The 23,350-nt window shown below is 73.7% G+C and carries 26 protein-coding genes; 8 read left to right on the top strand and 18 right to left on the bottom strand.

All coding sequences use genetic code 11. The annotated features are described in order from the left end of the window. Positions 1–107 precede the first annotated feature (107 nt). A complete protein-coding gene (locus GA0070214_RS19715) occupies positions 108–992 on the top strand; it encodes an ABC transporter substrate-binding protein (RefSeq protein WP_091265834.1) in 885 nt (294 codons plus the stop codon). 10 nt (positions 993–1,002) lie between these two features. Here GA0070214_RS19715 and GA0070214_RS19720 read toward each other — a convergent pair whose 3' ends face one another. The 6 genes from GA0070214_RS19720 to GA0070214_RS19745 all read right to left on the bottom strand — a co-directional run bounded on the left by GA0070214_RS19720 (position 1,003) and on the right by GA0070214_RS19745 (position 5,273). Next, on the bottom strand, positions 1,003–1,398 hold the full coding sequence (locus tag GA0070214_RS19720; RefSeq protein WP_208602830.1) for a hypothetical protein: 396 nt from the start codon (positions 1,396–1,398) through the stop codon (positions 1,003–1,005). A gap of 132 nt (positions 1,399–1,530) precedes the next feature. Then, positions 1,531–2,484: a twin-arginine translocase subunit TatC gene (gene tatC / locus GA0070214_RS19725; protein ID WP_091265838.1), complete on the bottom strand. Its 954-nt coding sequence runs from the start codon at positions 2,482–2,484 to the stop codon at positions 1,531–1,533. A gap of 20 nt (positions 2,485–2,504) precedes the next feature. Further along, positions 2,505–2,795, bottom strand: coding sequence for a Sec-independent protein translocase subunit TatA (tatA, locus tag GA0070214_RS19730; RefSeq protein WP_091265840.1), 291 nt, complete (start codon positions 2,793–2,795; stop codon positions 2,505–2,507). Positions 2,796–3,010: 215 nt separating this feature from the next. After that, positions 3,011–3,259 (bottom strand): hypothetical protein, encoded by a 249-nt coding sequence (locus GA0070214_RS19735; RefSeq protein WP_091265841.1) that lies wholly within the window; start codon positions 3,257–3,259, stop codon positions 3,011–3,013. Positions 3,260–3,264: 5 nt separating this feature from the next. Continuing rightward, positions 3,265–4,278, bottom strand: a complete 1,014-nt coding sequence (locus GA0070214_RS19740) for a helix-turn-helix transcriptional regulator (protein ID WP_091265844.1) — start codon at positions 4,276–4,278, stop codon at positions 3,265–3,267. Next, positions 4,275–5,273, bottom strand: a complete 999-nt coding sequence (locus GA0070214_RS19745) for a helix-turn-helix transcriptional regulator (protein ID WP_091265847.1) — start codon at positions 5,271–5,273, stop codon at positions 4,275–4,277. Before GA0070214_RS19745 ends, GA0070214_RS19740 begins: the two co-directional genes overlap by 4 nt. Positions 5,274–5,424: 151 nt before the next feature. On the opposite strand from GA0070214_RS19745, the gene GA0070214_RS19750 reads away from it, so the two are divergent. Next, the gene (locus GA0070214_RS19750; RefSeq protein WP_091265850.1) at positions 5,425–6,432 is read left to right on the top strand and encodes a cation diffusion facilitator family transporter; all 1,008 of its coding nucleotides are present in this window, start codon (positions 5,425–5,427) and stop codon (positions 6,430–6,432) included. A gap of 59 nt (positions 6,433–6,491) precedes the next feature. Further along, on the top strand, positions 6,492–7,577 hold the full coding sequence (locus tag GA0070214_RS19755) for a DUF3866 family protein (protein ID WP_091265853.1): 1,086 nt from the start codon (positions 6,492–6,494) through the stop codon (positions 7,575–7,577). 12 nt (positions 7,578–7,589) lie between these two features. Here the strand turns inward: GA0070214_RS19755 and GA0070214_RS19760 are convergent, their stop codons facing one another. The 3 genes from GA0070214_RS19760 to pafA form a co-directional block, all read right to left on the bottom strand. Beyond that, the gene (locus GA0070214_RS19760; RefSeq protein WP_091266623.1) at positions 7,590–8,138 is read right to left on the bottom strand and encodes a carboxymuconolactone decarboxylase family protein; all 549 of its coding nucleotides are present in this window, start codon (positions 8,136–8,138) and stop codon (positions 7,590–7,592) included. A 101-nt stretch (positions 8,139–8,239) separates the two neighbouring features. Continuing rightward, a complete protein-coding gene (locus GA0070214_RS19765; protein WP_091265856.1) occupies positions 8,240–8,461 on the bottom strand; it encodes a hypothetical protein in 222 nt (73 codons plus the stop codon). 64 nt (positions 8,462–8,525) lie between these two features. Next, entirely contained in the window at positions 8,526–9,884 is a 1,359-nt protein-coding gene (pafA, locus tag GA0070214_RS19770; RefSeq protein WP_091265859.1) for a Pup--protein ligase, read from the bottom strand. Positions 9,885–10,002: 118 nt separating this feature from the next. Between pafA and rfbB the strand changes: the two genes are divergently transcribed. Further along, entirely contained in the window at positions 10,003–10,980 is a 978-nt protein-coding gene (gene rfbB, locus GA0070214_RS19775; RefSeq protein ID WP_091265863.1) for a dTDP-glucose 4,6-dehydratase, read from the top strand. Between the two features lie 140 nt (positions 10,981–11,120). On the opposite strand, the gene prcA is transcribed toward rfbB, so the two are convergent. From prcA to arc, 6 genes are all read right to left on the bottom strand, one after another. Beyond that, positions 11,121–11,957, bottom strand: a complete 837-nt coding sequence (prcA, locus tag GA0070214_RS19780; RefSeq protein ID WP_091265865.1) for a proteasome subunit alpha — start codon at positions 11,955–11,957, stop codon at positions 11,121–11,123. 58 nt (positions 11,958–12,015) lie between these two features. Beyond that, on the bottom strand, positions 12,016–12,855 hold the full coding sequence (gene prcB / locus GA0070214_RS19785; protein WP_208602831.1) for a proteasome subunit beta: 840 nt from the start codon (positions 12,853–12,855) through the stop codon (positions 12,016–12,018). Next, positions 12,774–13,091, bottom strand: coding sequence for an endonuclease VII domain-containing protein (locus tag GA0070214_RS33045; RefSeq protein WP_377463559.1), 318 nt, complete (start codon positions 13,089–13,091; stop codon positions 12,774–12,776). Before GA0070214_RS33045 ends, prcB begins: the two co-directional genes overlap by 82 nt. After that, entirely contained in the window at positions 13,069–13,275 is a 207-nt protein-coding gene (locus GA0070214_RS19795) for a ubiquitin-like protein Pup (RefSeq protein WP_073836803.1), read from the bottom strand. The genes GA0070214_RS33045 and GA0070214_RS19795 overlap by 23 nt, the downstream gene beginning before the upstream one ends. Before the next feature lie 106 nt (positions 13,276–13,381). Further along, positions 13,382–14,899, bottom strand: a complete 1,518-nt coding sequence (gene dop, locus GA0070214_RS19800) for a depupylase/deamidase Dop (RefSeq protein WP_091265872.1) — start codon at positions 14,897–14,899, stop codon at positions 13,382–13,384. A gap of 180 nt (positions 14,900–15,079) precedes the next feature. Then, entirely contained in the window at positions 15,080–16,861 is a 1,782-nt protein-coding gene (gene arc, locus GA0070214_RS19805; RefSeq protein WP_091265875.1) for a proteasome ATPase, read from the bottom strand. 177 nt (positions 16,862–17,038) lie between these two features. Here arc and GA0070214_RS19810 point away from each other — a divergent pair, with 177 nt between their 5' ends. Beyond that, positions 17,039–17,332, top strand: a complete 294-nt coding sequence (locus GA0070214_RS19810; protein ID WP_091265879.1) for a ferredoxin — start codon at positions 17,039–17,041, stop codon at positions 17,330–17,332. Between the two features lie 51 nt (positions 17,333–17,383). Here GA0070214_RS19810 and GA0070214_RS19815 read toward each other — a convergent pair whose 3' ends face one another. From GA0070214_RS19815 to GA0070214_RS19825, 3 genes are all read right to left on the bottom strand, one after another. Then, the gene (locus GA0070214_RS19815; protein ID WP_091265882.1) at positions 17,384–17,956 is read right to left on the bottom strand and encodes a hypothetical protein; all 573 of its coding nucleotides are present in this window, start codon (positions 17,954–17,956) and stop codon (positions 17,384–17,386) included. Between the two features lie 167 nt (positions 17,957–18,123). Next, positions 18,124–19,080, bottom strand: a complete 957-nt coding sequence (locus GA0070214_RS19820; protein WP_091265885.1) for a tRNA (adenine-N1)-methyltransferase — start codon at positions 19,078–19,080, stop codon at positions 18,124–18,126. Beyond that, positions 19,077–20,135, bottom strand: a complete 1,059-nt coding sequence (locus GA0070214_RS19825) for a M50 family metallopeptidase (protein ID WP_244167788.1) — start codon at positions 20,133–20,135, stop codon at positions 19,077–19,079. Before GA0070214_RS19825 ends, GA0070214_RS19820 begins: the two co-directional genes overlap by 4 nt. Positions 20,136–20,359: 224 nt before the next feature. On the opposite strand from GA0070214_RS19825, the gene GA0070214_RS19830 reads away from it, so the two are divergent. The 3 genes from GA0070214_RS19830 (at position 20,360) to GA0070214_RS19840 (ending at position 23,252) form a co-directional block, all read left to right on the top strand. After that, complete coding sequence (locus GA0070214_RS19830) at positions 20,360–21,268, top strand: RecB family exonuclease (protein WP_091265889.1); 909 nt, start codon at positions 20,360–20,362, stop codon at positions 21,266–21,268. A 77-nt stretch (positions 21,269–21,345) separates the two neighbouring features. Next, positions 21,346–22,539 (top strand): sensor histidine kinase, encoded by a 1,194-nt coding sequence (locus tag GA0070214_RS19835; RefSeq protein ID WP_091265892.1) that lies wholly within the window; start codon positions 21,346–21,348, stop codon positions 22,537–22,539. A gap of 29 nt (positions 22,540–22,568) precedes the next feature. After that, positions 22,569–23,252: a response regulator gene (locus tag GA0070214_RS19840; RefSeq protein WP_091266629.1), complete on the top strand. Its 684-nt coding sequence runs from the start codon at positions 22,569–22,571 to the stop codon at positions 23,250–23,252. Positions 23,253–23,350 lie beyond the last annotated feature (98 nt).

Raw genomic sequence — 23,350 nt, forward strand, 5'->3', positions numbered from 1 at the left:
GGGCCGGGGACGGGTCCGCACCGCGTCGGGCGCCGCCCCAGACTAACGCCGGGCCCCGGCACGGACCCGCGGATCGAGGGAACTGCGGCGACCGGCAGGATGGCGGCATGCGCCTGGTCTCGTTGCTTCCCGCGGCCACCGAGATCGCCTACGCCCTGGGGCTCGGCGACGAACTGGTCGGGGTCACCTTCGAGTGCGCGGTGCCGCCCGCGTACCGGGCCGGCACCACCGTCGTGGTGGGTGGGCGGGACACCCGGGGCATGAGCCCGGGCGAGATCGACGCCTACGTCAAGGGGCAGCTCGCCACCGGCGCGGACCTCTACACCCTGCACGCCGGAGCGCTCGCCGGGCTGGATCCGGACCTGATCCTCACCCAGGACCTGTGCCGGGTCTGCGCCCTGCCGTCGGGCCGGGTGGCCGACGCCGTGGAGCACCTCGGCTGCCGGGCGGAGGTGCTGTCGCTCGACCCGTACACCCTGGCGGACGTGCTGGACACGATCCTGGCCGTGGGCACGGCGGCCCGGGTGCCGGACCGGGCGGGCGCCCTGGTGGACGGGCTGCGGGCGCGGCTCGCGGCGGTCCGCGCGGCGGTGGCCGGCCGGCCCCGGCGGCGGGTGGCCGTGGTGGAGTGGGTGGACCCGCCGTTCGGCGCCGGGCACTGGATCCCCGACCTGGTCGAGGCCGCCGGTGGCGAGCCGGTGGCGACCAGTCCCGGGGCCCGGTCCACGCCGACCACCTGGGCGGCGCTGCGGGCCGCCCGGCCCGAGGTGGTGCTGGTCGCGCCGTGCGGCTTCCACCTGGACGGGGCCGTCGCCCAGGCCGCCGGGGTGGCCGGGCACTTCCCCGGCGCGGAGGTCTGGGCGCTCGACGCCGACGGGCTGGTCGTGCGGGCCGGTCCGCGCCTGGTCGACGGCGCCGAGGCGATCGCGGCGATCCTGCACCCCGGCGCCGTGCCCGCCCCGCCGGAGGGCGCGATCCGCCGGGTGGCCTGATCCGGCGGGGTCAGGCGGCGCGGCGGGCCGGACGGCCGTCGCGTCCGAGCGGGGCGAGCCGGCGCCAGCGGGGCAGTTCGGTCACCAGGGTGGCCGCCGCCAGCAGAGTGACCGCGACCGCGACCGGCCGCGGCCAGGCCGCCCAGGCCCCGAGCGCCGCAGCGACCAGTTGCAGCAGCACCAGTGCGACGGTGACCGGCCCGGGCACCGGCACGATCACCTGCCGCTTGTCGCCGGGGGTGGCGAACACGGTGGGCAGGCCGATGAGCAGCACCACCGAGCCGATCGCCAGCACCACGGAGTGCGGGGCGAGGGCCCAGGGGGCGGCGACCCAGGCGACCAGTTCGGTGAGGAAGCGCAGCGCCGAGGGCAGGTCGGGGCGTCCCGCCCGGTCGTTGTCGATCACGGCCGCCAGTATGCCGAGCCACCGGGCGCCACGGTGTCCCGGAACCCCGCTCGCCCTGTTCCGACCACCGGACGCACGAACGCCGCCCCCTGCGGCGGGGGCGGCGTTCGCGTCGGTGCTCGGTGGAACCGGTCAGGTCATGTCGTCGTAGCGGCGTTCGATCGGCGTCGGCGCGGCGATCGGCTCGGGCGCCCCGACCGGGGTGGCGGCCTCGACCCCGCCCGCGGCACCGACCGGCTCGACGGACAGGTCCAGCGGGGACACCTCGTCGTCGGCCAGGTCCGAGTAGAGCTCCTGCCCCCGCCTGCGCCGCCGGTCGTTGACGAAGGCCACCGCCACCGCGCCGAAGTAGAGCGCGGACAGGCAGATCGCCAGCGCCGTCATGCCGAACGGGTCAGGCGTCGGCGTGACCACCGCGGAGAACGCGAAGAACACGAAGATCGCCACCCGCCACCAGCTCAGCAGGCGTTTCGCGCTGGCCAGCCCGACGAAGTTGAGCATCAGCACGATCAGCGGGAACTCGAACGCCACCCCGAACAGCAGGATCAGGTTCGTCACGAACGAGATGTAACGGGTGACCTCGAGGTTGGTCGCGATGTCGTCACCGGAGACGTTGAGCAGGAACTCGAGCCCCTTGGTGGTGACGAAGAACGCGAGCACCGCGCCGGCCGCGAACAGCGGCGCGGCCAGCGCCGTGAAGATGTACGCGTAACGCCGCTCGTGCTTGTGCAGGCCCGGGGCGATGAACGCCCAGAGCTGGTAGAGCCAGATCGGCGCGGCGATGATCAGGCCGACCCAGAGGCCGATCTTCAGGTTCAGCAGGAAGACGTCCGCGACGCCGAGCTGCACGAACAGGCACTTGCCGGTTTCCGGGTCGATCGACTGCGGCAGGTCGCAGTACGGCTTCGAGAGCAGGGTCCGGACCGGCGTCGCCAGCCAGATGCCGAACCCGAAGCCGACCAGAATCGCCAGCGAGGCGCGGAACAACCGGGTACGCAGTTCCCGGACGTGCTCGATGAGGGTCATCGAGCCATCGGCGGCCCGCTCGAACGTGCTCGGGCCGCGCTTCTTCAACCCGAAGGCCACGGTGGTGGGGCCCTCTCGGCTCAGTTCTCGCGGACGCGCTGCACCGGGTCGACCGGCTGCTGCGGCTGCGCGAACTGCTGCGGCTGCGGCTGCGCGACCTGCTGCTGCGGCGGGAGCGGCTGGTAGCCGGACTGCGCGTCGGCCTTCTCCGCCAGGTCACGGTCGTCGTCGTGCAGGCTCTTGGTCTCGGCCTTGATGATCCGCAGCGAACGGCCCAGCGAGCGGGCCGCGTCGGGGAGCCGCTTCGCGCCGAAGAGCAGGATCAGCACGACCACGAGTACGGCGATGTGCCACGGCTTGAGGGCACCCATGGGAAGCTCCAGTCGCTCTGTGTCGGTGAGGGTGGTCGGAGCCCATCGTACGTGCGTCGAAGGCGGTTGCCACCCTGCCGGGCCCCCGGTTGCGGGCCTGGTCGGTGAAGTCTCGGCCAACCCGGAGTGTCCCGTCAACCACCCGCGGGGGCGCAATCGTGCGCGGATCCGGCCGCGAACGCGCAGCTACCGAACAGCGGACCGATCGCCGTCGATCACTTCCCGCGGCTGGCCTTGATCAACGCGATCCGTTCCTGCGCGACGGTCGCCCGCTCCTGGAGCGACTCGGCCCGCGCCTGGAGTTCCTCGGCGGCGGACCGCAGCGACTCCGCCTCGGTGGCGCGCCGCTGCAGGGCCAGCGCCGCGCGGCGCAGCCGGGGCAGGCGCGCCAGCACCGGCCGGACCGCGAGGGCCAGCACGATCAGCGCGAGCAGCACGACCCCGAGCACGATCCACGTCACCACGGCGGTCAGCCTACGCCGGTGGCGCCGGCCACCGCCGGGTCGGCGCGGTCGACCGGGGTGGCGTACGCGTCGAGCGCGGCGGCCGCCTGGGCCCGCACCTGCTCGGCCAGCTCGGCCGGCGCGACCACCGTCACGTCGGGCCCGAGCCCGAGCACGAACCGGCGGGCCCAGCCCAGGTCGGTGACGCGCAGCGACACAAGCCACTGCTCGCCGTCGGCCTCGACCCGCTCGCACGGGTAGTACTCGGTGATCCACCGCTCGCCCCGGCCGATCCGCAGGGTGATCAGCGGCAGGTCCGGCGAGGGGCGGAACACCCCGTCGCTGAGGTCGTGCGGGCGGGCCTGCGGCGGGACCACGGCCTGCTCCGCCAGCTCGGTGACCGCGTCGATCCGGTCGGCCCGGAACAGCCGGACGGCCTCGGCCCGGCGGCACCACGCCTCCACGTAGGCCCGGCCGCCGACCATCAGCATCCGCAGCGGGTCGATGGTGCGCTCGGTCGTCTCGTCGCGGGCCGCCGTGTAGTAGGTGATCCGCAGCGCCCGGCCGCGCTCCACGGCGGCGCGCAGCTCACGGACGCGGGCCGTGTCGCCGGGCAGCCGCACCTCGACCGGGGCGCCGGCCAGGTCACCGGCCGCGCTCTCGATCTTGGCGAGGGCCCGCTCGACCGCCTCCCGGTTGGCCACGCCAGGGGTCTCGGCGAGCATCCGCAGCGCCACGACCAGGGCCAGGGCCTCGTCCGGGGTGAGCCGCAGCGGGCGGTCGATGCCGGCGTCGTAGGTGATGGTCACCCGGTCGCCGTCGAACGCCATGTCGATGAGGTCACCGGGGCCGTAACCGGGCAGCCCGCACACCCAGAGCAGTTCCAGGTCCTCGCGGAGCTGCTTCTCGGTCACCCCGAGGTCGTGGGCCGCCTCGGCGATCTCGATGCCGGGGCGGGCCAGCAGGTAGGGCACCAGGTTGAGCAGCCGGGCCAGCCGGTCCGCCGAGGCGCGGCCGCCGCGGGCCGCCGGGCGGGTCACCGGGCACCCCCGGCCACGGCCAGGTCGTCGTGGCGGGCCGCGATCTCCTTCAGCCGCTGGATGACAGCCTCGCGGACCTCCGGCGGCTCCAGCACCCGCACGTCCGGGCCGTAGCCGACGATCTGGCCGGCCAGGTAGTCGGCGTCGGCGTAGGGCAGGACCAGATGGTCGCCGTCCGGCCCGGTCTGGGTCTCCACCGCCCAGCGGCGCAGCCCAGCGGCGCGGCCGGGTGCGACCAGCACGGTGGCCCGCCCGGTGCGCTCCACCGGCCCGGACCAGCGGGCCACGTGACTGATCAGGTCCACCCCGGCGGGCGGCTGGTAGGCCTCCGGCCGGCCGGTCACCCGGACCGCGCCCACCACCCGGGAGAGCCGGAAGCAGCGGGTCGCCGCCCGGTCCAGGTCGTGGCCGACCACGTACCAGCGGCCGCGCCAGCAGACGACGCCCCACGGCTGGAGCCGGCGGCGGGTGGGGGCGTCCCGGTCGGGCACCCGGTAGTCGAAGTTGACCTCACGCCGGTCGCGCGCGGCGGCGGTCAGCGGCGCGAACGCCGGGTCGACCGTGACCATCGGCTCCAGGCCCAGCGTGGCCTGCGGGTCCACGTCGATGCCGGCGGCGCGCAGCTTGGCCAGCCCGGACGAGGCCGCGGCGGCCAGGCCGGCGTGCTGCCACAGCCGCGCCGCGATGCCCACGGCGGCCGCCTCGTCCGGTTCGAGAGGGATGTCGGGCAGGGCGTATTCCCGGGGCGCGATCCGGTAGCCCGGCTCGGCGTCGAAGACGCTGGCCGTGCCGGTCTCCAGCGGCACCCCGAGTTCCCGCAGCTCGGCCTTGTCCCGCTCGAACTTGCGCTGGAACGCCTCATGGTCCTTGGCGTCGTCCGGATCGTGCTCGTAGCCGGGCACGGTCGCGGCGATCTGCGCGGCGGTCAGGAACCGTCGCGTGGACAGCAGGCAGATCACCAGGTTGACCAGGCGTTCGGTACGGGTCCGCGACACGTGGGAAACGCTAGCAGCCCGCACGTCCGCAGCGCGCACCCGCGCGGGCGCGGCGCGCGGGAGTCCCGCCGCCGAGGCGATCCGCACCACACCGCCCGGGCCCCGCGCCGCTCGCCGCGCGACGGGCCGACGGCGGCCATAGGGTGAGCCCATGGCGGAGCCGGAAATCAAGAGCGAGAGCGTCGGCACCGTCGTGGTGGCCGGCGCCGCGAACCTCGCCATCGCGATCGCCAAGCTGGTCGCGGGCCTGCTCTCCGGCTCCGCGGCGATGCTCTCCGAGGCCGCCCACTCGGTCGCCGACACCACCACCGAGGTCCTGCTCTACCTGGCGCTGCGCCGCGGGGCGCGGCCCGCCGACAACCGGCACCCCTTCGGGTACGGCAAGGAGAGCTACGTCTGGGCGTTCCTCGCCGCGCTGTTCACGTTCGTGGTCGGCGCCGGCTTCGCCATCACCCACGGCGTCACCACCATCCTCGTGCACGAGCACACCGGCGACTACCTGGCGTCGTACATCGTCCTGGCGATCTCCTTCGCCATCGAATCGGTGTCGCTGGCCCGGGCGGTCCGGCAGGTCCGCAGGGAGTCGCGGCGCTGGCGGGCCAGCCCGCACCGCTACCTGCGGCTGACCGCCGACACCACGGTCAAGGCGGTCTTCCTGGAGGACAGCGCCGCCCTCATCGGCCTGCTGCTCGCCGCCGCCGGCCTCACGCTGTCACACCTCACCGGCGACGAGGTCTACGACGGCGTCGCCTCGATCCTCATCGGCGTGCTGCTGCTGGTCGTCGCCGGCATCCTGGCCCGCAGCAACATCTCGCTGCTGGTCGGCCGGGCGGTGTCCGACCGCGTGCACCGCCAGATCGAGCGCGAGCTGGCCGGGCTGCCCGCCGTGGACCGCGTCGACACCCTCATGACCATGTTCCTCGGCCCCGAGGACATCCTGGTCGCCGCCAAGGTCGACTTCCATGACGACGCCACCGGCGCCGACATCGAGGCCGCCGCCGACGAGGCCGAGCGGCGGCTCACCGACAGATACCCGGAGATCGGCTACGTCTTCCTCGACCCGACCCGCTCCCGGCGCGGCAGCGCCGGGCACCGGGCCCGGACCACCCAGGACGAGGACGAGCGGGCGGTGGACCAGGAGCCCGGCGGGGTGCCCTGACCGGCGGGCCGCCGACCCGGCCGCACCCCCGCCCGTCGCCGGCCGATAGCGTGCCCGGCATGGTGCGATGGCGGACCGGCACGGTCACGGCGGTACGGCGACGGTGGGCCGGCGCCACGGAACTCGACGTCGACCTGCCCGACGGCGGCCGCATGCGCGCCCTGGCCTATCCCGCGCTGGTCGGTGACCCGGAGCCCGGCGACCGGGTGCTGCTCAACGCCGGCGCCCTGCTCATGGGCCTCGGCACCGGCGGGTACGCCCTCGTCGTCGCCCTGCCCGACCGGCTCCCCGCCGACCCGCCGCAGGCCGCCGACACCCGCGACGCCGGGCACCTGGTCAAGGCCCGCTACACCCCGCTGCAGCCGATCCTGCTCGGGGTGGACGAGGAGGCCTCCCCGCACCACGCGCGGCTGGCCGCCGCCGAGTCCGTGGACGGGATGCCGGTGGTCACCGCCGACCTGCACTCCGCGCTGCCCGCGATCCTGGCCGGCGTCCACGCCGACGCCCCGGGCGCCCGGGTGGCCTACCTGCTCACCGACGGCGGGGCGCTGCCGGCCTGGTTCTCCCGCACCCTCGCCGGGCTCGCCGGCCACCTCGCCGGCACGGTCAGCGTGGGCCAGGCGTTCGGCGGCGACCTGGAGGCGAGCACCCTGCACAGCGGCCTGCTCGCCGCGCGGCACGTGCTCGGCGCCGACGTCGCGATCGTCGCGCAGGGCCCCGGCAACCTCGGCACCGGCACCCGCTGGGGCTTCTCCGGCGTGGCCGTCGGCGAGGCGGTCAACGCGGTCGCCACGCTGGGCGGGCGGCCGGTCGGCTCGCTGCGCGTCTCCGACGCCGACCCCCGCCCCCGGCACCGTGGCGTCTCCCACCACAGCCTCACCGCGTACGGCCGGGTCGCCCTGGCCCCCGCGGAGCTGGTCGTGCCGGACGGCCTGGACCCGGCTCTCGCGGCCGAGGTGGCCGCCGCGCTGGCCCCGCTCGCGGCGCGGCACCGGATCGTCACGGTGCCCACCGACGGCCTGGACGCGGCGCTGCGGGCCAGCCCGGTCGGCCTGTCGACGATGGGGCGCGGGCTCGACGGCGACCACGCCTACTTCCTGGCCGCGGCCGCCGCCGGCCGGCACGCGGCCCGCCTGCTGGGCTGAGCCGGGCCGCGCTCAGCTTGCGCCGTAACCGTTCGCGACGATGTGCTCGGCGGCCCGCGCGTAGGCCTCGGGGTCCTGCGGCGCCCAGGTGCCCAGGCCGTCGACGTAGCGGTTGAACATGCAGAACGCGGCGGCGATCAGCACCGTGTCGTGGATCTCCAGGTCGGTGGCGCCCTCCGCCCTGGCCGCGTCGACCAGCTCGGTGGTGACCTCCCGGCCGCTGCGCTGCACCGCCGCGGCGATCCGCAGCAGGGCCCGCAGCTTGACGCTGACCGGCGCGGTGCCGACATCCGCGCGCACCTGGTCGACCAGGTGCATCCCGGCGGGCAGTTGGGCGGCGGCGAAGGCCGAGTGCGACGAGCAGCAGAAGGTGCAGTCGTTGAGCCCGGACACGTACGCCGCGATCAGCTCGCGCTCGCCGGGCGTCAGCGTGGGATGCGGGGCGCGCAGCAGCGTCTCCGCCAGCTGGTTCAGTGGCTTCGCGGTCTCCGGGCGGAACAGCATCGGCCCGTTGATGCCCGGATGCGCCTTCTCGTCCAACCCCAGGTCGATGTGTGCGATGACGCCGCCCTCCCCTGGCACGCCGACCGTCGAATCCGGTCGATGTGACCACCCTGCCGGGCGGCCGGGCCGCGGGCAACTCCCCCGTTGCGGTTCGCGCGTCAGCCGGCCAGGAAGATCAGCGCCAGCCAGGCACCCACGATCAGCACCAACGCCGCCGCCAGTACCCAGGTCGGCACGGTGAACTCGCCGCGGCGGTTGCGCTCGACCTCGGCGCGGATCTTCTCCCGGCGCCGCTCGATCCAGTTGAGCTTCTCGGCGCCGCCGTCGTGGCCGGCGGACGTCTCGCGGCCGGGGCGGCCGGCAGGTTCGGAAGTGTTCATCGCGACGCCAGCGTACCCGTGAGCCCGGCGGCCGGCGCTCCCGGCACCGGCCGCCGAACCCGCCTCACATGCTCGCGATGAGCCGCTCCACCCGCTCGTCGTACGCCCGGAACGGGTCCTTGCACAGCACCGTGCGCTGGGCCTGGTCGTTCAGCTTCAGGTGCACCCAGTCCACGGTGAAGTCCCGCCGCTTTTCCTGGGCGTGCCGGATGAACTCGCCGCGCAGCCGCGCCCGCGTGGTCTGCGGCGGGGTCTCCTTCGCCTCGAAGATCTCCGGGTCGGTGGCCACCCGGTCGACCTCGCCGCGCCGCTCCAGCAGCCCGTAGAGGCCCCGGCCGCGCCGCAGGTCGTGGTAGGCCAGGTCCATCTGCGCCACCCGCGGGTGCGAGAGCGGCAGGTCGTGCTTGCGCTGGTAGCGCTCGATCAGCCGCAGCTTCGTCACCCAGTCGATCTCGCGGGCCACCGGGTCCAGGTCACCGGTCTCCACGGCCCGCAGCACGCGGCCCCAGAGCTCCACCACCCGCTTGGCGGTCTGGTCGCCGCCCCGGCGCTCCACGAACTCGGTCGCCTTCGCCAGGTATTCCTGCTGGATCTCCAGCGCCGAGACCTCCTTGCCGGAGGCCAGCCGCACCTTGCGCCGGCCGGTGATGTCGTGGGACACCTCGCGGATCGCCCGGATCGGGTTCTCCAGCGTCAGGTCCCGCATCACCACACCGGCCTCGATCATCCGCAGCACGATGTCGGCCGTGCCGACCTTCAGCAGCGTGGTGACCTCGTTCATGTTCGAGTCGCCGACGATGACGTGCAGGCGCCTGTAGCGCTCGGCGTCGGCGTGCGGCTCGTCGCGGGTGTTGATGATCGGCCGGCTGCGGGTGGTCGCCGAGGAGACGCCCTCCCAGATGTGCTCGGCCCGCTGCGACAGGCAGTAGACCGCGCCGCGCGGGGTCTGGAGCACCTTGCCCGCGCCGCAGATCAACTGCCGGGTGACCAGGAACGGGATCAGCACGTCGGCCAGCCGGCCGAACTCGCCGTGCCGGGACACCAGGTAGTTCTCGTGGCAGCCGTAGGAGTTGCCGGCCGAGTCGGTGTTGTTCTTGAACAGGTAGATCTCGCCCGCGATGCCCTCGTCGTGCAGCCGCTTCTCGGCGTCGACGAGCAGCCCCTCCAGGATCCGCTCCCCCGCCCGGTCGTGGGCCACCAGGTCGGTCACCGAGTCGCACTCCGGCGTCGCGTACTCCGGGTGCGAGCCCACGTCCAGGTAGAGGCGGGCTCCGTTGCGCAGGAAGACGTTGCTCGACCGGCCCCACGACACCACCCGCCGGAACAGGTACCGCGCGACCTCGTCGGGGGACAGTCGGCGTTGCCCGCGATAGGTGCAGGTGACGCCGTACTCGGTTTCGAGGCCGAAGATTCGCCGCTCCATGATGTGACATTAGCCGCCCGGGGCCCCAGATGGGCAGCGCTCAACCCAGTGGTCTCATCCGCATCGGGCCGGGCATTCCCCGCGTTCGCACATCCCACCGCCGGGTACGGTCCCAGCCGTGAGAATCCTCGTCACCGGCGGCGCCGGCTTCATCGGATCGGCGTACGTCCGGCGGCTGCTCACCGGCGCCGAGCCGGACCTCTCCGCCGACGCCGTCACCGTGCTCGACGCCTGGACCTACGCCGCCACCGAGGGCGCCCTCGACCCGGTCCGCGCCGACCCGCGGCTGCGGATCGTCCGCGGCGACATCCGCGACGCCGCCCTGGTCGACGCCACCGTCGCCGGGCACGACCTCGTCGTGCACTTCGCCGCCGAGTCGCACGTGGACCGCTCCATCGCCGCCGCCGCCGACTTCGTCACCACCAACGTGGTCGGCACCCAGATCCTGCTCGACGCGGCCCTGCGCCACGGCGTGCGCCGCTTCGTCCAGGTCTCCACCGACGAGGTGTACGGCTCCATCGCCACCGGCGCCTGGACCGAACGGACCCCGCTCGACCCCAGCTCCCCGTACTCGGCCAGCAAGGCCGCCGCGGACCTGCTCGCCCTCGCCTACCACCGCACCCACGGCCTCGACGTCGTGGTCACCCGCGGCGCCAACACCTACGGGCCCTACCAGTACCCCGAGAAGATCATCCCGCTCTTCGTCACCAACCTGCTCGACGGGCACGACGTGCCCCTCTACGGCGACGGCGGCAACGTCCGGGACTGGCTGCACGTCGACGACCACTGCCACGGCGTCGCGCTGGCCCAGACCCGCGGCCGGGCCGGCGGCGTCTACCACCTGGGCAGCGGCGACGAGCTCACCAATCGGGACCTCACCGGCCGGCTGCTCGCCGCCTGCGGCACCGGCTGGGAGCGGGTCCGGCCGGTCGCCGACCGCAAGGGCCACGACCGCCGGTACGCCCTGGACACCACCACCACCCGCCGGGAGCTCGGCTGGGCTCCCACCGTCGACCTCGACGCCGGGCTGGCCGCCACCGTCGACTGGTACCGGGACAACCGCGACTGGTGGACGCCGCTGAAACCGCACCGCTGACGGCACCGCGCCGGCTCACCGGCCGATGACGCGCAGGTGATCGAGTCCAGGTCGGCGAGGTGGCGGCTTCCGGCCCCGGCGAAACCGCCATTTCGGCGAGCCAGTGTCGATCACAGCCTCGGCCGCCACCCGGGCCCGCGTCACTCCCCGGGCTGCTCCTCCTGCGGCTGACCCTCCAGGTCCGCCGAGCCCGCCGACGTGGTCGGCTTCTTCGCCTCCTCGGTCGGCACCGTGGGGGTCTTCGCCCGCCCCGGCGCCGGCGCCGCGTCCGCGCTCGCGTCGCCGTCCAGCAGCCCGGTCAGGGCCGCCCCGGTGATCCGCCGGAACGTCCGCCCCACCCGGCGCCGGTCGAGGACCGCCACCTCCAGCTGGTTGGCCGCGATCGTGCGGGCCGCCCCGCCCTCGCCGCCGACGCTGCTCAGCGCCTTCACGGCGGCCCGGACCGCCTCCGCCAGCGACATCTCCGGCCGATGCTCGTTCTTCAGCACCCCCGTGATCGCCTCGGCCTGGCCGCCCATCGCCATCCGGCCCGGCTCGTCGTTGACCGACCCGTCGTAGGTCAGCCGGTAGAGCGAGTCGTCCTCCGGCGTGGCGCCCACCTCGGCCACGCAGATCTCCACCTCGAACGGCTTCGACTGCTCCGTGAAGATCGCGCCGAGGGTCTGCGCGAACGCGTTCGCCAGGCCCAGCCCGGTGACGTCCCGCCGGTCGTAGCTCAGGCCGTTCAGGTCGGCCATCCGCACCCCGGCCCGGCGCAGGTTCTCGAACTCGTTGTACCGGCCCACCGCGGCGAAGCCGATCCGGTCGTAGATCTCGCTGACCTTGTGCAGGGTGCTGGACAGGTTCTCCGCGACGAAGAGCACCCCGCCCTCGTAGCTCAGGACCACCGCGCTGCGGCCCCGGGCGATGCCCTTGCGGGCCAGCTCGGAGCGGTCGCGCATGATCTGCTCGGGCGAGGCGTAGAACTGCATGGCCACGGCGGCGGTTCTCCTTCGGGCGTTGTGCTGCGGACTGCTGACTCAGGTGGGAGCGGGGTCAGCCGCCCGGGTTCTCCATCCGGCCGGACACCACGCTCTCGGCGATCGTCGCCGTCTCGGCGTCGGTCAGCCGGTGGGTGCCCTCGGCGGTCGCCGTCATCACCACCGGGTAGATCCGGCGGGTCAGGTCGGGGCCACCGGTCGCGGTGTCGTCGTCGGCCGCGTCGTAGAGCGCCTCCACGGCCAGCCGCACCGCGTCGTCGACCGACAGGCCCGCCCGGAACCGCTTCTTCAGCGCCGACTTCGCGAACAGCGAACCGGAGCCGATCGCGTCGTAGCCGGTCTCCTCGTAGGGGCCGCCGGTCACGTCGAAGCTGAAGATCCGCCCGGCCCGGGCCGGGTCGGCGGCGGCCAGGTCGAAGCCGGCGAAGAGCGGGATCACGGCGAGGCCCTGCATGGCGGCGCCCAGGTTGCCCCGGATCATCGAGGCCAGCCGGTTGGCCTTGCCGTCGAGCGAGAGCATGGCGCCCTCGATCTTCTCGTAGTGCTCCAGCTCCACCTGGAACAGTCGCATCAGCTCGATGCCGATGCCCGCGGTGCCCGCGATGCCGACCAGCGAGTACGCGTCGGCCGGGTGCACCTTCTCGATGTCCCGCTGGGCGATCAGATTGCCCATCGTGGCGCGGCGGTCGCCGGCCATCACCACGCCACCGCTGGCCGAGATGGCCACGATGGTCGTCGCGTGCGGCGCCATGTCGGCGGCCATGCCGGGCGGCAGCGGCCGACGGCCGGGCAGCATCTCCGGGGCTACCTTGCTCAGGAACGCTGTGAAGGACGACGTCCCCGCGTTGGTGAACACATCTGGAAGACGCCCGGATGGATCAAAACCCGCTGCCACGTGGTTCCTCTCAGGTACGTGATCGCCCTGGCCAGCCTCGCGGGACTGTCACGGAACTGGCCAAGACCACCGTTGCAGTTGAAGCAGAGTATCCCGCGCACCCATCCGGTGCGATGATCGTGGTCCACATGTTCCGGATCGGGATTCCACCCGGTCCACGCCGGTCCTACGCGGGATCCGAGTCCCGCTGGAAGGGCGAAACGGACATATGCCTCATTGTCCGCCCTTCTGTACATATCCGCGGACGAATTCCTCGGCGTTCTCCTCCAGGACGGAGTCGATCTCGTCGAGCAGGTCGTCGACGTCCTCGGTGATCTCGGCGTGCCGCTCGGCAACCTCGGGGTTGGCCTGCGCGGTGACCTCCTCGACCTCCTCGTGGGACTTGCCGGACTGGGTCTGCCCGCCTTCTTGGGTCGCCATGGTGTGCCTCCTCCACGATCGCCTGCGATCAACTTACCTCGCGCCGACGACGAAAAGCCCGTCGCGCGCCGGGTTCCGGCACGGGACGGGCTTTCCGGCATCCGGCTCAGCCGCCGGTCAGCATCTCCAGCAGGTCCTTGGCGCTCTCGCAGCGGTCGAACAGCTGCCCCACGTGCGCGCGGGTGCCCCGCTCCGGCTCCATCATCGGCACCCGGACCAGCGACTCCCGGCCCACGTCGAAGATGACCGAGTCCCAGCTCGCGGCGACGACCTCGGAGGCGTACTGGGCGAGGCAGCGGCCGCGGAAGTAGGCCCGGGTGTCCTCCGGCGGCTCGGTCATGGCGGTACGGGTCTGCTCGTCGGTCAGCAGGGTCTTCATCGAGCCCCGCTGCACCAGCCGGTGGTAGAGGCCCTTCTCCGGCCGCACGTCCGAGTACTGCAGGTCGACCAGCTGGAGCTTGTGCGAGCCCCAGCCGAGCTTCTCCCGCTCCCGGTAGCCCTCCAGCAGCCGCAGCTTGGCCACCCAGTCCAGCTCGTCGGCGCAGAGGAAGGCGTCGCGGCCGAGCCGGTCCAGCACGCTCTCCCAGCGGTCGAGCACGTCGGTGGTCTGCGCGTCGGCGTCGCTGCCGTAGCGGTCGTCCACGAAGGACCGCACCCGCTCCAGGTACGCCCACTGCACGTCCAGCGCGGTCAGCTTGCGGCCGTCGCGCAGCCGCATGAGGTGCTTGAGCGACGGGTCGTGGCTGACCGCGCGCAGCTCGCTGACCGGGTCGGCGATGCCCAGGTCGGCCCCGAGCGCCTTCTCCTCGATCATGGTGAGGATCAGCGCCGTGGTGCCGACCTTCAGGTAGGTGGAGATCTCCGAGAGGTTGGCGTCACCGATGATGACGTGCAGCCGGCGGTACTTGTCGGCGTCGGCGTGCGGCTCGTCCCGCGTGTTGATGATGGGCCGCTTCAGGGTCGTCTCCAGCCCCACCTCGACCTCGAAGAAGTCGGCGCGCTGGGAGATCTGGAAGCCGCTCTGGCCGCCGTCCTGGCCGATGCCGACCCGGCCGGCGCCGCAGACGATCTGCCGGGTGACGAAGAACGGCGTCAGGTACGCCACGATGTCGGCGAACGGGGTCTGCCGCCGCATCAGGTAGTTCTCGTGGGCGCCGTAGCTGGCGCCCTTGTTGTCGGTGTTGTTCTTGTAGAGGTGGATCGGGTGGGTGCCCGGGATCGTGGCGGCCCGCTTGGAGGCCTCGGCCATCACCCGCTCACCGGCCTTGTCCCAGCGCACCACGTCGAGGGGGTTGGTCACCTCGGGCGTGGAGTATTCGGGGTGCGCGTGGTCGACGTAGAGCCGGGCGCCGTTGGTGAGTATGACGTTGGCCAGTCCGAGGTCCTCGTCGGCGAGCGCCTCGGCCGGGTCGTAGGCCGCCCCGGAGTAGGTGAAGCCGCGGGCGTCGCGCAGCGGCGACTCCTCCTCGTAGTCCCAGCGGGCCCGGCCGCCCCGGTTGAGTTCCGGTCGTGCCCCGTAGGCGTTGACCACCTGGGAGGAGGTGACCATCGGGTTGGCCCCGGCCTGGCCGGGCACGGAGATGCCGTACTCGACCTCGGTGCCCATGATCCGTCTAACGCTCATCGACCTGCCCGCTCCGCTCGCCCGTCCCGGTCCCCCGTCACGTCGAGCGTAGTCGCCGTCACGCGGGATGGGGGCGCGGCGGCCCGGGGGCGTCCGGTGTGGCGGCGCGCGGCGGCGCCGGGCGCGGACGCGCGGAGGCCCGCGGCGCGGTGCGCCGCGGGCCTCCGTCGTGCCGTCGGACTACAGGTACTGGCCGGTGTTGCTGGCGGTCTCGATGGACCGGCCGGCCTCGGCGCCCTTGCCGCCGGAGACGAGCGTGCGGATGTAGACGATCCGCTCGCCCTTCTTGCCGGAGATGCGGGCCCAGTCGTCGGGGTTGGTGGTGTTGGGCAGGTCCTCGTTCTCGCGGAACTCGTCGACGCAGGCGTCGAGGAGGTGCTGGAGCCGGAGCCCCTTACGCCCGGAGGTGAGGAACTCCTTGATGGCCATCTTCTTGCCCCGGTCGACGATGTTCTGGATCATCGCGCCGGAGTTGAAGTCCTTGAAGTAGAGGACTTCCTTGTCGCCGTTGGCGTAGGTGACCTCGAGGAAGCGGTTCTCCTCGGTCTCCGAGTACATCCGCAGGACGACCGCGTCGATCATCGCCGCCACGGTGGCCTGCGGGTCGCCGCCGTGCTCGGCCAGGTCGTCGGCGTGCAGGGGCAGGCCGGAGAGGATGTACTTGGAGAAGATGTCCTTGGCCGCCTCGGCGTCCGGCCGCTCGATCTTGATTTTCACGTCGAGCCGGCCGGGGCGCAGGATCGCCGGGTCGATCATGTCTTCCCGGTTGGAGGCGCCGATGACGATGACGTTCTCCAGGCCCTCCACGCCGTCGATCTCGCTGAGCAGCTGCGGGACGATGGTGTTCTCCACGTCGGAGGAGACACCGGAACCGCGGGTGCGGAAGACGGAGTCCATCTCGTCGAAGAACACGATCACCGGGGTGCCCTCGCCGGCCTTCTCCCGCGCCCGCTGGAAGATCAGCCGGATGTGCCGCTCGGTCTCGCCGACGTACTTGTTGAGCAGCTCGGGGCCCTTGATGTTGAGGAAGAAGCTGGTGTGCTTCTCCTCGCCCCGCCGCTCGGCGATCTTCTTGGCCAGCGAGTTGGCCACCGCCTTGGCGATCAGCGTCTTGCCGCAGCCGGGCGGGCCGTAGAGCAGGATGCCCTTCGGCGGCCGGAGCTGGTGCTCGCGGAACAGGTCGGCGTGCAGGAAGGGCAGCTCGACCGCGTCGCGGATCTGCTCGATCTGCGAGTGGAGGCCACCGATGTCGGAGTAGTCGACGTCGGGCACCTCCTCCAGGACGAGCTCCTCGACCTCGCTCTTCGGGATCCGCTCGTACGCGTAGGCCGAGCGGGGCTCGATCATGAGCGAGTCGCCGGCCCGGATCGCGGTGCCGATCAGGGTCTCCGCGAGGTGCACGATGCGCTCCTCGTCGGAGTGCGAGACCACCAGCGCCCGGTCACCCGGCGCGCCGTCGGGCCCGGCGAGCACCTCCTTGAGCATCACGACCTCGCCGACCCGCTCGTAGCCGAACGCGTCGACGATGTTGAGCGCGTCGTTGAGCAGGACCTCCTGGCCCCGGCGCAGCTCCTCGACCTCGAGCGAGGGCGAGACGGCCACCCGGAGCTTGCGCCCGCCGGTGAAGACGTCCACCGTGCCGTCGTCGTGCTTCGCCAGGAAGACGCCGTAGCCGCTCGGCGGCTGGGCGAGGCGGTCGATCTCCTCCTTGAGCGTCACGATCTGCGCGCGAGCCTCCTTGAGGGTGCTCACGAGCCGTTCGTTGTTCTCGGTCAGCCGCGCCAACTGCGCCTGGGTGGCCGCCAGCCGCTCCTCGAGCTGCCGGACGTGTCGGGGGCTTTCGGTCAACTTGCGCCGCACCAGAGCGAGTTCCTCTTGAAGGAACGCGACCTGCGTGGAGAGATCGTGGGCCTCCTTCTCCCACCGTGCGGCGCGCGAGTCCGCGTCGTCGCTGCGTGCCACGTCCCACCTCCCCGGGGGGCTTGAACGTTCTGAGCTAACACTAGCCGCTATGAGCCCGATTCGGTCCTCCGCAACGCGCTCGTCACCGAAGCTTGATCGCCAAGGGCTGGTCGACGGGCGGGTACGGGCGTTCGGGTACCGTCGGAGGGTGGGACGGGAGAACATGGGGGGTGCTTCGTGACCGACGTCGCGACGGACCAGCTGCAGGTCTGGGTGGATCAGGACCTGTGCACGGGTGACGGGCTGTGCGTGCAGTACGCGCCGGAGGTCTTCGAGTTCGACGTCGACGGCCTGGCGTACGTCAAGGGGCCCGACGGCGAGCTGCGGCAGACGTTGGGCGCCCGGGTGGACGTGCCGGAGCACCTGCGCCTCGAGGTGATCGACTCGGCGAAGGAGTGCCCGGGCGAGTGCATCCACGTGGTGCGCGCGGGCGACGGCACGGAGGTGGCCGGCCCGGAGGCCGAGGACTGACCTGACGGACGTCACGGGCCGGGGACGGGGTCCCCGGCCCGTGGCGTCCGGTCAGAGCATCGGGCGGCCGACGACCGAGGCGACCAGCCGGGCGAACTCCTCCAGCCGGGCGATCTGCCCGGCGCCGCCGTCGTCGAGGGTCTTGCCGAAGCGCAGGGCGTCGTGCCGCGGCGCACCGGCCGCCTCGTCGCTGGGCGGCGCCTCGTCCAGCGAGCTGAGCAGCAGGTAGACGTCGATGCTGTCGACCCGGACCTCGCCGGTGTCGGAGCGGGTGAGCCGCCGGCGGCAGCCGACCTCGGTGACCGTGGAGACCGGCACCACCCGCAGCGAGGAGGTCATCGAGCCGGGCGGCCCCTCCCCCGGCGGGACGTCCTCACCGTGCCAGAGCACCAGCCGGCTGCCGTCGCAGACGACGACCTCCTGCCACACCCCGTTGACCTCGTTGACGAAGCGTTCCAGGGTGAAGCCGAGCACGGAGGCGCCGCGCAGCACCCCGCCGAGGGCTTCCAGGGCGATGTCGGGGTCGCGCAGGTAGGCCCGGGCGGCCGACTCCAGGTCGGTGTAGGGCGACCAGTCGGGGAAGACGGCGGGCAGGTCGCCGTTGCCGTAGCCGGGGCTGCTCATGCCGCCGCCTCCCGGCCCGTGCGCCGCCGCCGGTCCGGACCGCCGGGGCGGGCGCCGTCCGCGCCGCGTGCCCCGATCCGCTCGCTCATGCCACCGTCTCCACCCGCTCGGTGTCGTCCACGCCGGGACCCATGATCCGCCCGCTCAAACCCGCCCGCGCCGCGGGGTCACGCCTGATCCGGCTCCTCGCCCTCGGCGGCCGTCCGCCGGGCCGCCTCGGCCGCGCGCAGCGCGTCCCGGCGCTGGGCGTACGCCTCGGCGCCCTTGCTGGGCTTACGGCGCCGCGGCGGGGCGGTGACCCCGGGGGCGAGCTTGCGCGCGGAGACCAGGAAGGCGGTGTGCGCGATCATCCGGTGGTCGGGCCGGACCGCGAGCCCCTCGGCGTGCCAGTCCCGGACCAGGGACTCCCAGGCGCGCGGCTCGGTCCAGCCGCCCCGCTCGCGCAGCGCCTCGACCAGCTCGGAGAGCTGCGGCGTGGTGGCCACGTAGCCGATCAGCACGCCGCCGGGGACGAGGGCCCGCTCGACCATGTCGAGCATCTCCCACGGGGTGAGCATGTCCAGGATGATCCGGTCGAAACCGGTCTCGGTGCACCCGGCGACGTCGCCGACGTGCAGCCGCCAGGCGGGGTGCGGGCCGTTGAAGAACGCCTCGACGTTGCGCCGCGCGATCTGGGCGAAGTCGTCGCGTACCTCGAAGGAGTGCAGCTCGCCGTCGGTGCCGACCGCCCGCAGCAGCGAGCAGGACAGCGCGCCGGAGCCGGCGCCGGCCTCCAGGACCTTCGCACCGGGGAAGATGTCGCCCATGGCGACGATCTGCGCCGAGTCCTTCGGGTAGATCACCTGGGCGCCGCGCGGCATGGAGAGCACGTAGTCGGACAGCAGCGGCCGCAGGGCCAGGAACGCGGTGCCGCCACCGGCCGTGGTGACCACGCTGCCGTCGGGCAGGCCGATCAGCGTGTCGTGCTTGAGGATCCCCCGGTGGGTGTGGAACTCCTTGCCGGGCTCCAGCGTCACGGTGTGCATCCGGCCCTTCGGGTCGGTCAGCTGGACCCGGTCGCCGGGGCGGAACGGCCCCCGGTGCACGGGTGGCAGCGCCGGGACGGTGGAGGTATCTGCGGTCACGTGTTCGTCTTCCGTTTGGGTTCGAGGAGCTGGGCGAGATCCGCGATGTGCAGCACGCCGACCACATCTTCGCCTGCCGTCACGACGTACTGCGCGCCCGGGTGGGTGCGCACGGTCTCCAGCACCCGTTCGCCGTCCGCGCCGAGCGGCAGGGCGGGCATCCGGTCCAGGCCGCGGGCCACCTCGTCCACCGCGAGCCACGGCCGCCGTTCCGGGGGTACGGCGGCGGCGCGGGCCGGGTCGACCAGGGCGACCGGGCGGCCGGCGGAGTCGACCACGGCGAGCGCGGCGTCCGGGGTGAGCCCCTCGGCGCGGCGGCGCTGCGCCTCGGCCAGCGGGGTGCCGGTGGGCACCGGCAGCAGCGGGCGGGCCAGCCGGGCCAGGTCGACCAGCGGCAGGCGGCGGCCGATCCGGGCCATCCGGATGGACTGGCCGGCGCCGCGCCAGAGGGTCACGGCGACCAGCAGCATCAGCGGCAGGGCGAGCGGGGCCAGCGCCCGGCGCAGGGTGAGCGCCACGGCCAGGACGACGGTGGCGACGGCCACGGCCCGCCCGATCCAGCCGGCCACCTCGGTGCCCCGGTGCCGGTCCCGGGTGACCGCCCAGACCGCGGCGCGCAGCCCCCGGCCCCCGTCCAGGGGCAGCCCGGGCAGGCTGTTGAAGACGGCGACCACGACGTTGCTGAGGGCGAGCTGGAAGGTGAGCTGGTGGGCGAGGGTGCCGGCGGGCAGGGCGAGGGTGGCGGCGACCGCCCCGGCGCCGAGCACGGCGGACACGGCCGGGCCGGCGAGGGAGACCAGCAGGTCGACCTTGGGGCTGGGGGCGTCCCGGTCCATCTCGGTGTAGCCGCCGAGCAGCTCCAGGGTGATCCCGCGCACACCGATGCCGTACCGCCGGGCGGTCAGCGCGTGGCCCAGCTCGTGCAGCAGCACCGAGCCGAGCAGGGAGACGACGAAGCCGAGGCCGACCAGGTAGCCGCCGAGGTGGCCGAGGTCGAGCTGGCGGCGGGCCAGCGCGGCGTAGAGCACCGTGACGACCACGGTGAGCAGCAGCATCGACGCGTCGGCGCGCAGCGGCACCCCGAAGACCCGGCCGAGGGTCAGCCCGGGCCGGCGCGACGGTCGGGTCCGCTGCTCCACCGGGGCGATGCTACGTGAGCGCGAGGAGTGACCCGGTTCTGCGAGCCCCGCAGTCACGAACGAAGGACGGCACCGCGGGGCGGATCATGCCCGGTGCGGCGACGGCGGCCCTGTCACACCGGTGCCCTAACCTTCCGGGCATGACGGCGGAACCGGTGATCGACACGCAGCCCGACCCGACGGCCACGCCGCCCACGGTGCGGGCGTCGCTGTCCCCGTCGCGCGCGGCCGACTTCAAGACCTGCCCGCTGCTCTACCGGTTCCGCAGCATCGACCGGCTGCCCGAGCGACCCACCGTCGAGCAGGTCCGGGGCACGCTGGTGCACGCCGTGCTGGAGCGGCTGTTCGACCTGCCGGCGGCGGCCCGCACCCCGGAGTCGGCCGGCGACCTGGTCGCCCCGCAGTGGGACCGGCTGGTCACCGAGCAGCCGGAGCTGGCGACGCTGTTCCCCGAGGGCGACGCGGCCGCGGTCGACGGGTTCCTCCGCTCGGCGGCGGGCCTGCTGGAGGGCTACTTCGCCGTGGAGGACCCGCGCCGGCTGGAGCCGGCCGAGCGGGAGGCGCTGATCTCCGCGGTGGTCGACGACGAGCTGCTCATCCGGGGCTACCTCGACCGGCTGGACGTGGCGCCCGACGGCGCGCTGCGGGTGGTCGACTACAAGACCGGCGGCGCCCCGCGGGAGGCGTTCGAGGCGCGGGCGCTGTTCCAGCTGAAGTTCTACGCCCTGGTGCTGTGGCGCACCCGCGGTGTGGTGCCGCGGGTCCTGCGGCTGCTCTACCTCAAGGACGCCGAGGTCTGCGACTACTCCCCCGACGCCGACGAGCTGCTGCGCTTCGAGCGCACGGTGGTGGCGCTCTGGCAGGCCATCGAGCAGGCCACCGCCCGGCAGGACTTCCGGCCCCGGCCCAGCCGGCTCTGCGACTGGTGCAGCCACCGGGCGCTCTGCCCGAGCTTCGGCGGCACCCCGCCGCCCTTCCCGGTCGCGGGCCCGGCCGACCCGCTCACCGACGCCCGGTCCCGCCCGGCCGCGCCCGGCGCGGACGAGTGATCCTCCTCCCCACGGAGGAGACCGGGTTCGGCATCGGCGACGACCGGCCGGCGCGCGGCGGCGGCTAGCGTCGACGCATGACCAACCGGCTGCGCGCGTGGGCGCGGGACCGGCCGCTGGCCGTGGACGCCGCCACGGCCGTCGCGCTGGCGCTGGTGGACGCGGCGTTCCTGCTGCTGACCCCGCGGGAGCTGCGGCCCGACCAGCTCTGGGCGGCGCTGGGGTGGAGCGTGCTCTGCGCCGCCCCGGTGGCCATCCGCCGGGTCGCCCCGTGGCCGGCCGTGGGCGCGGCGGTGGCCACCCTGGCCGTGCCGGTGCTGTTCCACCTCGCCCCCACCACCCAGGGGCTGACCTTCGTGGTGCTCACCTACACCATGGCGGCGCACCGGCCGCTACGTCCGGCCACCCTCGCCGCGCTGCTGCTGTGGGTGCCGGTCATGCTGGCGAACCTGGCCGCGCCGCTGGACGGCGTGCTCGACATGGGCCCCGGCGTGCTGGTGCTCAACAACCTGCTCACCGCCTCGGTGGCGTACGCGGTGGGCCGCGCGGTGCAGGCCCGCCGCCAGTCCACCCGGATGCTGCGGGAGCGGGCCCGGATCGCCGAGACCACCCAGCGGTCGCTGGCCGAGCAGGCCGTCGCCGACGAGCGGCGCCGGATCGCCCGGGAGCTGCACGACGTGGTGGCCCACCACGTCAGCGTGATGGGCGTGCTGGCCACCGGGGCCCGCCGGGTGCTCCGGCGGGACCCGGACGCGGCGGACGAGGCGATGGCCACCGTCGAGGAGACCGGCCGGGCCACCCTGCGGGAGCTGCGCCGGCTGCTGGACGTGCTGCGCACCGACGCCGAACCGGCCGCCGAGCTGACCCCGCAGCCGGGGCTGACCGGCATCGAGGCCCTGGTCGAGCAGGTCCGCGAGGCCGGGCTGCCGGTCACGCTGCGGGTCGACGGCACGCCCGGGCCGATGGAGGACGGGGTGGCGCTCACCGTCTACCGGATCGTGCAGGAGGCGCTGACCAACGCCCTCAAGCACGCCGGCCGGGCAACGGCGCTGGTCCGGCTCACCCTCGCCGACGGCTTCCTGGCCGTGGAGGTCACCGACACCGGGCGCGGCCCGACGCCCGCGGCCGGCCGGATCGGGCACGGGTTGGTCGGCATGCGGGAACGGGTCGCCCTCTACGGTGGGATCCTGCGGACCGGCCCGCGGCCGGGCGGCGGCTTCCGGGTGTACGCGCGGATCCCGCTGGAGCCCGCCGGGGCGGTCCCGGCGTGACCGGCACCCGGCCGAACGAGGGGAGACCGATGACCGACAGCACCGCCGGCCGACCGGTGCGGATCCTGCTCGCCGACGACCAGCCGCTGCTGCGTACCGGCTTCCGGATGGTGCTGGGCACCGAGGACGACCTGGACATCGTGGCCGAGGCCGGCGACGGGGTGGAGGCGGTGGAGCTGTCCCGGCGGCTGCTGCCCGACGTGGTGCTCATGGACATCCGGATGCCACGGATGGACGGGGTGGCCGCCACCCGGGCGATCGTGGACGCCCGGCTGCCCGTGCGGGTGCTCATCCTCACCACCTTCGACCTCGACGAGTACGTGGTCGGCGCGCTGCGGGCCGGGGCCAGCGGCTTCCTGGCCAAGGACGTGCCGGCCGAGGACCTGGTGACCGCGATCCGGACGGTGGCCGCCGGGGAGGCGGTGGTGGCCCCGCGGATCCTGCGCCGGCTGCTGGACCGCTTCGCCGACATGCTGCCCGACCCGGCGGCCACCCCGCCGAAGGCGTTGGACGCGCTGACCGAGCGGGAGCGGGAGGTGCTCGTGCAGGTGGCCCGCGGGTTGTCCAACGCCGAGATCGCCCGGGAACTGTCGGTGAGCGAGACCACCGTGAAGACCCACGTCGGGCACGTGCTGACCAAGCTGGGTCTGCGCGACCGGGTGCAGGCCGTCGTGCTGGCGTACGAGACGGGTCTGGTCCGCCCCGGCGGGTGAGGTGGCGCCGGTCACCTACCGTGACCATCGGCGGCGCGGCGGGGTTGACCATGACGCGACGTGAGGTCCTAGCGTCGGCGGCGCCGGCTGGTCAGGGA

This window comes from Micromonospora chaiyaphumensis, assembly GCF_900091435.1.
Taxonomy (GTDB): domain Bacteria; phylum Actinomycetota; class Actinomycetes; order Mycobacteriales; family Micromonosporaceae; genus Micromonospora; species Micromonospora chaiyaphumensis.

Bases quoted from the DNA above. Each gene is read 5' to 3' on its own strand.
- GA0070214_RS19825 (WP_244167788.1), bottom strand. From the start codon at position 20,135: ATGCTGCTGCTCACCGTGGTCGTCACGGTGCTCTACGCCGCGCTGGCC.
- GA0070214_RS19765 (WP_091265856.1), bottom strand. From the start codon at position 8,461: ATGAACACTTCCGAACCTGCCGGCCGCCCCGGCCGCGAGACGTCCGCC.
- GA0070214_RS19795 (WP_073836803.1), bottom strand. From the start codon at position 13,275: ATGGCGACCCAAGAAGGCGGGCAGACCCAGTCCGGCAAGTCCCACGAG.
- GA0070214_RS19840 (WP_091266629.1), top strand. From the start codon at position 22,569: ATGACCGACAGCACCGCCGGCCGACCGGTGCGGATCCTGCTCGCCGAC.
- GA0070214_RS19755 (WP_091265853.1), top strand. From the start codon at position 6,492: ATGGTGCGATGGCGGACCGGCACGGTCACGGCGGTACGGCGACGGTGG.
- GA0070214_RS19715 (WP_091265834.1), top strand. From the start codon at position 108: ATGCGCCTGGTCTCGTTGCTTCCCGCGGCCACCGAGATCGCCTACGCC.
- dop (WP_091265872.1), bottom strand. From the start codon at position 14,899: ATGAGCGTTAGACGGATCATGGGCACCGAGGTCGAGTACGGCATCTCC.
- GA0070214_RS33045 (WP_377463559.1), bottom strand. From the start codon at position 13,091: ATGTACAGAAGGGCGGACAATGAGGCATATGTCCGTTTCGCCCTTCCA.
- GA0070214_RS19830 (WP_091265889.1), top strand. From the start codon at position 20,360: ATGACGGCGGAACCGGTGATCGACACGCAGCCCGACCCGACGGCCACG.
- tatA (WP_091265840.1), bottom strand. From the start codon at position 2,795: ATGGGTGCCCTCAAGCCGTGGCACATCGCCGTACTCGTGGTCGTGCTG.
- GA0070214_RS19815 (WP_091265882.1), bottom strand. From the start codon at position 17,956: ATGAGCAGCCCCGGCTACGGCAACGGCGACCTGCCCGCCGTCTTCCCC.
- GA0070214_RS19750 (WP_091265850.1), top strand. From the start codon at position 5,425: ATGGCGGAGCCGGAAATCAAGAGCGAGAGCGTCGGCACCGTCGTGGTG.
- GA0070214_RS19835 (WP_091265892.1), top strand. From the start codon at position 21,346: ATGACCAACCGGCTGCGCGCGTGGGCGCGGGACCGGCCGCTGGCCGTG.
- pafA (WP_091265859.1), bottom strand. From the start codon at position 9,884: ATGGAGCGGCGAATCTTCGGCCTCGAAACCGAGTACGGCGTCACCTGC.